General features: G+C 73.0%; 8 protein-coding genes. 4 read left to right on the plus strand and 4 right to left on the minus strand.

Annotated elements, in window-relative coordinates:
- Positions 1-45: 45 nt before the first annotated feature.
- Positions 46-561 carry a hypothetical protein gene (locus ABD361_RS25285; RefSeq protein WP_344438297.1) on the plus strand — a complete coding sequence of 172 codons (516 nt, stop codon included), beginning with the start codon at positions 46-48 and terminating at the stop codon, positions 559-561.
- Positions 562-659: 98 nt separating this feature from the next.
- Here ABD361_RS25285 and ABD361_RS25290 read toward each other — a convergent pair whose 3' ends face one another.
- On the minus strand, positions 660-1,418 hold the full coding sequence (locus ABD361_RS25290; RefSeq protein ID WP_344438299.1) for a hypothetical protein: 759 nt from the start codon (positions 1,416-1,418) through the stop codon (positions 660-662).
- A gap of 157 nt (positions 1,419-1,575) precedes the next feature.
- Here ABD361_RS25290 and ABD361_RS25295 point away from each other — a divergent pair, with 157 nt between their 5' ends.
- From ABD361_RS25295 to ABD361_RS25305, 3 genes are read left to right on the plus strand one after another with little or no spacing between them, the layout of a single operon-like run.
- Entirely contained in the window at positions 1,576-2,877 is a 1,302-nt protein-coding gene (locus ABD361_RS25295) for a magnesium transporter MgtE N-terminal domain-containing protein (protein ID WP_344438301.1), read from the plus strand.
- Complete coding sequence (locus ABD361_RS25300) at positions 2,864-3,475, plus strand: DUF1003 domain-containing protein (RefSeq protein ID WP_425583317.1); 612 nt, start codon at positions 2,864-2,866, stop codon at positions 3,473-3,475. The genes ABD361_RS25295 and ABD361_RS25300 overlap by 14 nt, the downstream gene beginning before the upstream one ends.
- Before the next feature lie 43 nt (positions 3,476-3,518).
- Positions 3,519-4,676, plus strand: coding sequence for an Mrp/NBP35 family ATP-binding protein (locus tag ABD361_RS25305; RefSeq protein WP_344438303.1), 1,158 nt, complete (start codon positions 3,519-3,521; stop codon positions 4,674-4,676).
- Positions 4,677-4,754: 78 nt separating this feature from the next.
- Here ABD361_RS25305 and ABD361_RS25310 read toward each other — a convergent pair whose 3' ends face one another.
- The 3 genes from ABD361_RS25310 to ABD361_RS25320 all read right to left on the minus strand — a co-directional run.
- The gene (locus ABD361_RS25310) at positions 4,755-5,462 is read right to left on the minus strand and encodes a hypothetical protein (RefSeq protein WP_344438304.1); all 708 of its coding nucleotides are present in this window, start codon (positions 5,460-5,462) and stop codon (positions 4,755-4,757) included.
- 115 nt (positions 5,463-5,577) lie between these two features.
- Complete coding sequence (locus tag ABD361_RS25315) at positions 5,578-6,003, minus strand: sec-independent translocase (protein ID WP_344438305.1); 426 nt, start codon at positions 6,001-6,003, stop codon at positions 5,578-5,580.
- Between the two features lie 108 nt (positions 6,004-6,111).
- Positions 6,112-7,566: S1C family serine protease (locus tag ABD361_RS25320; protein ID WP_344438306.1), on the minus strand; the 1,455-nt coding region annotated here is incomplete at its 5' end.

Raw genomic sequence — 7,566 nt, forward strand, 5'->3', positions numbered from 1 at the left:
GCCTAGGCGGCGGCGCGCACAACGGACCCGCATAAGGTAGAGCGCATGACGATGACGGAGCCGCTGTCGCAGGCACTGATCGAAGAGGCCACCAAGAAGTCCGGCCTCATCTGGGTGCAGGGGCCCACAGGGCCCAGCCGGGCACTGTGGCACGTCTGGCACGACGGAGCCGCACACGTCGTCGGGGGCGGCGCCGGCGAACAGCCCGTGGCCGACCTCGGCCTCGTCGACGGCGCCACCGCCACGGTGACCGTGCGCAGCAAGGACAAGGGCGGCCGGCTCGTGACGTGGACGGCCGCCGTCGCCGAACTGCCCCCGGGCGCAGAGTCCTGGGCCGCGGCCGTCGCCGAACTCAAGGGCAAGCGGCTCAACGCGCCGGACGCGGAGCGGATCGAGGAGCGGTGGGCGCAGCAGTGCCGCGTCCTGCGGCTGACTCCGTCGGGGGCGGTCGGCGACCTGCCGGACGGCTCGCTGGCGGCGACGCCGTTGCCGAGCCCGGCGACGACGCGGCGCGCCATGCCGGCGGCACTGCCGCGACTGCTGCGGCGCCGCAGGGGCTGACGCGGCGGGGCGGTTGCTGCCCGGTGGGCCGTTGGTGCCCACCCGTTCCGCCCTGCGGAACGCCTGCCCACCAACGGGTGCGCGGTCGGGCGCCCGCTTCAGCCGCCCACCGGGCTGCCCACGCCGCCGGGGATCTGCAGCTGTTTGCCGTAGTCCACCGTCTGCGACTTCTGCGGTGCGGCCAGTGCGAAGTCCTTGCCCCAGCCGTCCAGCTCCAGCTGGCCCGCCCCGCCGGCCCGCTGCACCCGCAGGGGGTAGGGCGTGCCGCTCAGGGAGACGTCGAGCGTGCCGCCGCTGCCTCCGCCGCCCGTGACGCGGACGGTCCGTACGCCGCCGACCGCACCGTGTTCGCCGCGTGCCAGCTTGCCGTGCAGGCCGATGAGCCCGTCGAGCAGGACGTTCTTGTCGGTGAAGCCCTTGAGTCGCTGGTAGGAGGGGTCGTCGCCGGGCACCTTGACGTATTTGTCGTCGAGTTTGCCCGCCGAGACGGACGCCGCCGGCGAGGACGTCGCGCCGCGCGTCCAGAAGGCGGCGGGGGCCTTGAGGTAGAGGTCGTCGCCGACGCGCAGCAGTTCGAAGGCAGTGGGGCCGGCGGAGACGCGGCCGATGCCGCCGTCCTTTTTCAGGCGCATGTCGATGCGGTAGGTGCGGCCCTGGGTGACGACGTTGCCGGACAGGTGCACGGCGTCGGCGGTGTTCGCCGCGGTGCGGGCCTTGTCCTGGATGGCGGCGGGTTCGAGCTTGCCGACGCCGTTGGTGCCCGCGTCGGGGTCGTCGCCCCCGGCGCCGCAGGCCGTGAGGACGGCCGTCAGGCCGGCGCACAGCGCTCCCACGAGAGCCGCGTTACGGGTTCGCACCTTAGCCCTGCCTCCTGCTTACCGGTGGATACGGCAGCGTACCCGCCGCCCCCGCGGCGGATCGCGGCAGTCCGTACGGCCCTCTCTCCCGCGCCGGGGCAAACCGGGTCACGCTAGCCTGAACCGGACCGACGAAACCGTGAGGAGGTGCGCGGCCATGGCAGGAGGCGCGCCGCGGGTGTTCGTCTCCCACCTGTCGGGCGTGGCCGTCTTCGACCCCAACGGCGACCAGGTGGGCCGCGTCCGCGACCTGGTGGCGATGCTGCGGGTGGGCGGCCGGCCGCCGCGCGTGCTGGGCCTGGTCGTGGAGGTCGTCAGCCGCCGCCGGATCTTCCTGCCGATGACCCGGGTGACCGGTGTGGAGTCCGGCCAGGTCATCACCACGGGCGTGGTGAACATGCGCCGCTTCGAGCAGCGCCCGACGGAGACGATGGTGCTCGGGGAGCTGCTGGACCGCCGGGTGCGGCTGGTGGAGTCGGACGAGGAGGTGACCGTCCTCGACGTGTCGATCACCCAGCTGCCGGCGCGCCGCGACTGGCAGATCGACAAGGTCTTCGTCCGCCGCGGCAAGGGCGGTGCCCTGCGCCGCAAGGGCGAGACGCTGACCGTGGAGTGGTCGGCGGTGACCGGTTTCTCGCTGGAGGAGCACGGTCAGGGCGCTGCCAACCTGCTGGCCACCTTCGAGCAGCTGCGGCCGGCGGACCTGGCGAACGTCCTGCACCACCTGTCCCCCAAACGGCGGGCCGAGGTCGCCGCCGCCCTCGACGACGACCGGCTGGCCGACGTGCTGGAGGAGCTGCCGGAGGACGACCAGATCGAGATCCTCGGCAAGCTGAAGGAGGAGCGCGCCGCGGACGTGCTGGAGGCCATGGACCCCGACGACGCCGCCGACCTGCTCTCCGAGCTGCCGGAGGAGGAGATGGAGCGGCTCCTGACGCTGATGGAGCCGGGTGACGCGGCGGACGTGCGCCGGCTGATGGCGTACGAGGAGCACACGGCGGGCGGTCTGATGACCACCGAGCCGATCGTGCTGCGGCCGGACGCGACGGTGGCCGACGCGCTCGCCCGGGTGCGCAACCCGGACCTGTCCCCCGCGCTGGCCGCCCAGGTGTACGTGTGCCGGCCGCCGGACGAGACGCCGACCGGGAAGTACCTGGGCACCGTGCACTTCCAGCGGCTGCTGCGCGACCCGCCCTTCACCCTGGTGGGCTCGCTCGTGGACACCGATCTGCGGCCGCTGCCGCCGACCACGCCGCTGCCGGCGCTGACCAGCTACCTGGCCACGTACAACATGGTCTCGGTGCCGGTGGTGGACGAGAGCGGTTCGCTGCTGGGCGCGGTCACGGTCGACGACGTCCTGGACCACCTGCTGCCGGAGGACTGGCGGGAGACCGAACTGCACCACGGGGTGCCGGGGATGACCGACGACCTGCCGGGGGCGACCCGTGGCCGGGGCTGACCGCGGCGGCCGCGACTTCGGGCTGCACAGCCGCACCGAGCGGGCGGCCGAGCGGGCCCGGGCCCAGTCGGCGGCCGTGCACCCGCACGAGCGGACGGCGCCGCGCGTGCGGCTGGACCTGCCGCGGCCCAAGCGGCGCGGCTGGCTGCCGGAATACGACCCGGAGGCGTTCGGGCGGCTGTCGGAGAAGATCGCCCGCTTCCTGGGCACGGGGCGCTTCATCGTCTGGATGACGGTCGTCATCATCCTGTGGGTGGTGTGGAACGTCGCGGCGCCCGGGCGGCTGCGCTTCGACCAGTACCCGTTCATCTTCCTGACGCTCGCCCTGTCCCTGCAGGCGTCGTACGCCGCGCCGCTGATCCTCCTCGCGCAGAACCGCCAGGACGACCGCGACCGGGTCAACCTGGAACAGGACCGCAAGCAGAACGAGCGCTCCATCGCCGACACCGAGTACCTGACGCGGGAGATCGCGGCGCTGCGCATGGGCCTGGGCGAGGTGGCGACGCGGGACTGGATCCGCTCGGAGTTCCAGGAGCTGGTCAAGGAGCTGGAGGAGCGCGGGGTATTCCCACCGGAGAGTGAGGAAGACGACCGCTGAGAGGCTTTCCCCGGGCCCGCCGCCGCGCCGTACCATCGACCGTATGGCTACCGACACGTACGGCTCCGCGCCGAGCGACGACGCGATCCGCGCCGCGCTCGCGACGGTCAACGACCCCGAGATCCAGCGACCCATCACCGACCTGGGGATGGTCAAATCGGTGGAGATCGCTGCGGACGGTACGGTCGCGGTCGCCATCTACCTGACGGTCGCCGGCTGCCCCATGCGCGACAAGATCACGTCGCTGGTCACCGAGGCCGTCTCGCGCGTCGAGGGCGTCGCGGGCGTCAGCGTCGAGCTGGACGTGATGAGCGACGAGCAGCGCCGCGAGCTCGCCTCCTCCCTGCGCGGCGGCCAGGCCGAGCGCGAGGTGCCCTTCGCCAAGCCCGGCTCGCTGACCCGGGTGTACGCGGTGGCCTCCGGCAAGGGCGGCGTCGGCAAGTCCTCGGTGACGGTCAACCTGGCCGCGGCCATGGCGGCCGACGGGCTGAAGGTCGGCGTCGTCGACGCCGACATCTACGGCCACTCCGTGCCGCGCATGCTGGGCGCGGACGGGCGTCCCACCCAGGTCGAGAACATGATCATGCCGCCGTCGGCCAACGGTGTGAAGGTCATCTCGATCGGCATGTTCACCCCCGGCAACGCGCCGGTCGTCTGGCGCGGCCCGATGCTGCACCGCGCGCTGCAGCAGTTCCTCGCCGACGTCTACTGGGGCGACCTGGACGTGCTGCTGCTGGACCTGCCCCCGGGCACCGGCGACATCGCCATCTCCGTCGCCCAGCTGGTGCCCAACGCCGAGATCCTCGTCGTGACCACGCCCCAGCAGGCCGCGGCCGAGGTCGCCGAGCGGGCCGGCTCCATCGCCGTGCAGACCCACCAGAAGATCGTCGGGGTCGTCGAGAACATGTCCGGGCTGCCGTGCCCGCACTGCGACGAGATGGTCGACGTCTTCGGCACCGGCGGCGGCCAGCTGGTGGCGGACGGCCTCTCCCGCACCACGGGCACCACCGTGCCGGTGCTGGGCTCGATCCCGATCGACGTACGCCTGCGCGAGGGCGGCGACGAGGGCAAGCCGGTCGTGCTGACCGACCCCGAGTCCCCCGCGGGCAGCGCGCTGCGGGCCATCGCCGGCAAGCTCGGCGGCCGCCAGCGCGGCCTGGCGGGCATGTCGCTGGGCATCACGCCGCGCAACAAGTTCTGAGCCGCAGAAGCAGCAGGAACACAGGTAAGGGGCTGTCCTCCATGGAGGACAGCCCCTTACCTCTGCTGCATCACTGCATCACTGGTAGTCCGTGATGTTCTTGATCACCGCGAAGCCCATGCCGTACGCGCTCATCCCGCGCCCGTACGCGCCGATGTGCACCCCGCCCTCCTCGGGCGAACCGGCCAGCACCCAGCCGTACTCCGACTCCCGGTAGCGGAAGTCGGTGGGCACCCCGTCGACCGGCAGCGACAGCGTCGACCACGGCGCCTCGTCCAGGTGGTCGGCCAGCTCCCAGGCCAGTGCCGTCTGCTGGTCCAGCCAGTCCTGCCGCAGCGCCCGCTCCATCTGGGACGGCCAGGTGCAGGCCAGCAGGCCCGAACCGGCGAGCCAGGCGGCCGAGGAGACCGAGGTGGCCTCCAGCACGCCCGTACCGTCCGCGCTGCGCCGCACCGGCCTGCTCGCCACCGTCACCACGACCGCGAACCGCTGGGTGGCCGTCTCGTGCTCGACCCGGCCCATCCGCAGCTGCGGCTCCACGCCGTGCCCGGTCGCACCGTGCTCCACCGTGCCGTCCGCCGCGGCACCCACCTGCATCAGCCAGCGCGGCCCGGTGTAGGCCCCGTCCAGGCCGTACCACGGGAACGACGCCAGGAGATAGCCGTCCACCGAGCGCCGGTCCCCGGGATCGCCCGGGACCCCTTCCCGCGCCTGAACGGCGGACGCATCGGCCGTACCGGCGGCAGTGCCGCCCCCGTGCGCCCCAACCCGACCCGTCGTCTCCATCTGCGCGGCGCCTCCTCGTAGCCCCTCGTCATGGGCGCGCCGGCCGTCACGGTCGGCTGCACTCCAAACACAGGGAGAATAGCCACCCCCGTCAATGGGGACCCGCATACCCGGGTCAGGTGGCGTCGGCGTCGTAGGGGGGTCGCTCGCCCGGCTGGAGGTTCTCGCGCTTCTTCAGGAGGTCCGGAGTGCCCGCCGAGGGCGCCGCCGGCTCCGGGGTGCGACCGTGCACCGCGTCCGCGACCTCGGCCATGTCACCCTTGAAGTCGAAGCCGTTGCGGATCTCCTTCAGCCCCAGCTCGTCCTTCTCCAGCACGTGCTTGCGCACGAACGTCTTGGGGTTGAGGTCCTCGAACTCGAAGTCCTTGAACTCCGGACCCAGCTCGGAGCGGATGTCCTCCTTGGCGTTCTCGGAGAACTGCCGGATCCTGCGCAGGGTGCGCGACACGTCCTGGATCAGCTTCGGGAGCTTGTCGGGGCCGAAGATGAGCACGGCAAGGACGACGAGCGTGACCAGCTCGAGGCCTCCTATGTCGAGCACGTTGCACAGCTCCTTGAGGGTCGGCGGCCGGGGGTCGGCCGTCTATCACGGTACCTGGCCGAGCGGTCCCCCCGGGAGACACGTCCGCCAATAAAGGACGAACACACGTCAGCCCGAGGAGGCCGAGCCCAGCACCAGCCGCACCGTGCGCCGGGCGCCGTCGTGCTCGACGGTCAGCTCCAGACCGTCACCGGGACGGTGACTGCGCACCTTGACGATCAGCTCCTGGCCGCTGTGCACGGGCACGCCGTCCACCTTCGTGATCACGTCGCCGGGCCGGATGCCCGCCTTCTCGGCGGGACTGCCCGGGCTCACGCCCGGGGTGCCGGCGCTGTCGGTGTTCACCCGTGCGCCGTCGCCCGAGTAGCCCATGTCCACCGAGACGCCGATCACCGGATGGGTGGCCCGCCCGGTACGGATCAGCTCCTCGGCGACGCGCCTGGCCTGGTTGATCGGTATCGCGAAGCCCAGGCCGATGCTGCCGCCCTGGCTGCGGCCGGAGTCGCCGCCGCCGTCCCCGGCCGAGCGGATGGCGCTGTTGATCCCGATGACCCGGGCCTGGGCGTCCATCAGCGGACCCCCGGAGTTGCCCGGGTTGATGGGGGCGTCCGTCTGCAGCGCGTCCACGTAGCTCACGTCGCTGCCGCCGCTGCCGTCCTCGCCGTCGCCCTTCTTGTGACCGCCCGCGGTGATCGGCCGGTCCTTGGCACTGATGATCCCGGTGGTCACCGTGCCGGCGAGGTCGAACGGCGCACCGATCGCCACGACCGAGTCGCCGACGCGGACGGAATCGGAGTTGCCGAGCGCGAGCGGGCTCAGGCCCGCGATCCCCGACACCTTGATGACGGCCAGGTCGTAGCCGCCGTCCCGGCCGACGAGGGTCGCCTTCGCGCTCTGCCCGCCGTTGAAGGTCACGGATATGGACCCGCTGCCGGAGGCGGCCGCCTGCACCACGTGGTTGTTGGTGAGGATGTGCCCCTTCTTGTCCAGCACGAACCCGGTGCCGGTGCTCTGACCGCCACCGCCGCGCACGTGAATGGTCACCACCCCGGGCAGCGCCCGGGCGGCGATCCCGGCGATGCTCCCGGGCGCCCGCTCCCCGCCCCCGGCGGACGCCTGCGGCAGCACGACACCGCTCTCGAAGGCGCCGTTGCGCTCCAAGTACACCCCGACGCCCCCACCGACCACACCGGCGACGAGGGCCACCCCGACGGCTCCGGCGAGCAGCCGCGCACGGCCGGCCACCACTCGCTTCTGCGCCGGCGCGCTGCCGTTTCCGCCACCGGCAGGAACGGCCCAGGGGTCGTAGGCCCACACCCCACGCGCCGGGGGCGCGCCCGCCGGGGGCGCCGGGGGCGCCTTGTCCAGCCGCACGGGGCCCGGCGTGGCTGTCGGCTCGGAGGCGCCCACCGCCTCGCCGGCGGGGACGTCCACGGTCGCCGGTGGGGCACCTGCCGGCTGCGCCGGGGCGGCCGCCTCGCCGGCGGGGTCGCCCGGCTGCGCGGCCGGCAGGACTGCGTCGGTCACCGGGTGCTCGGCGGCCACGCCCACGGGCGCCGCGCC

It is taken from the genome of Streptomyces luteosporeus (genome assembly GCF_039532865.1).
GTDB classification, from domain to species: domain Bacteria; phylum Actinomycetota; class Actinomycetes; order Streptomycetales; family Streptomycetaceae; genus Streptomyces; species Streptomyces luteosporeus.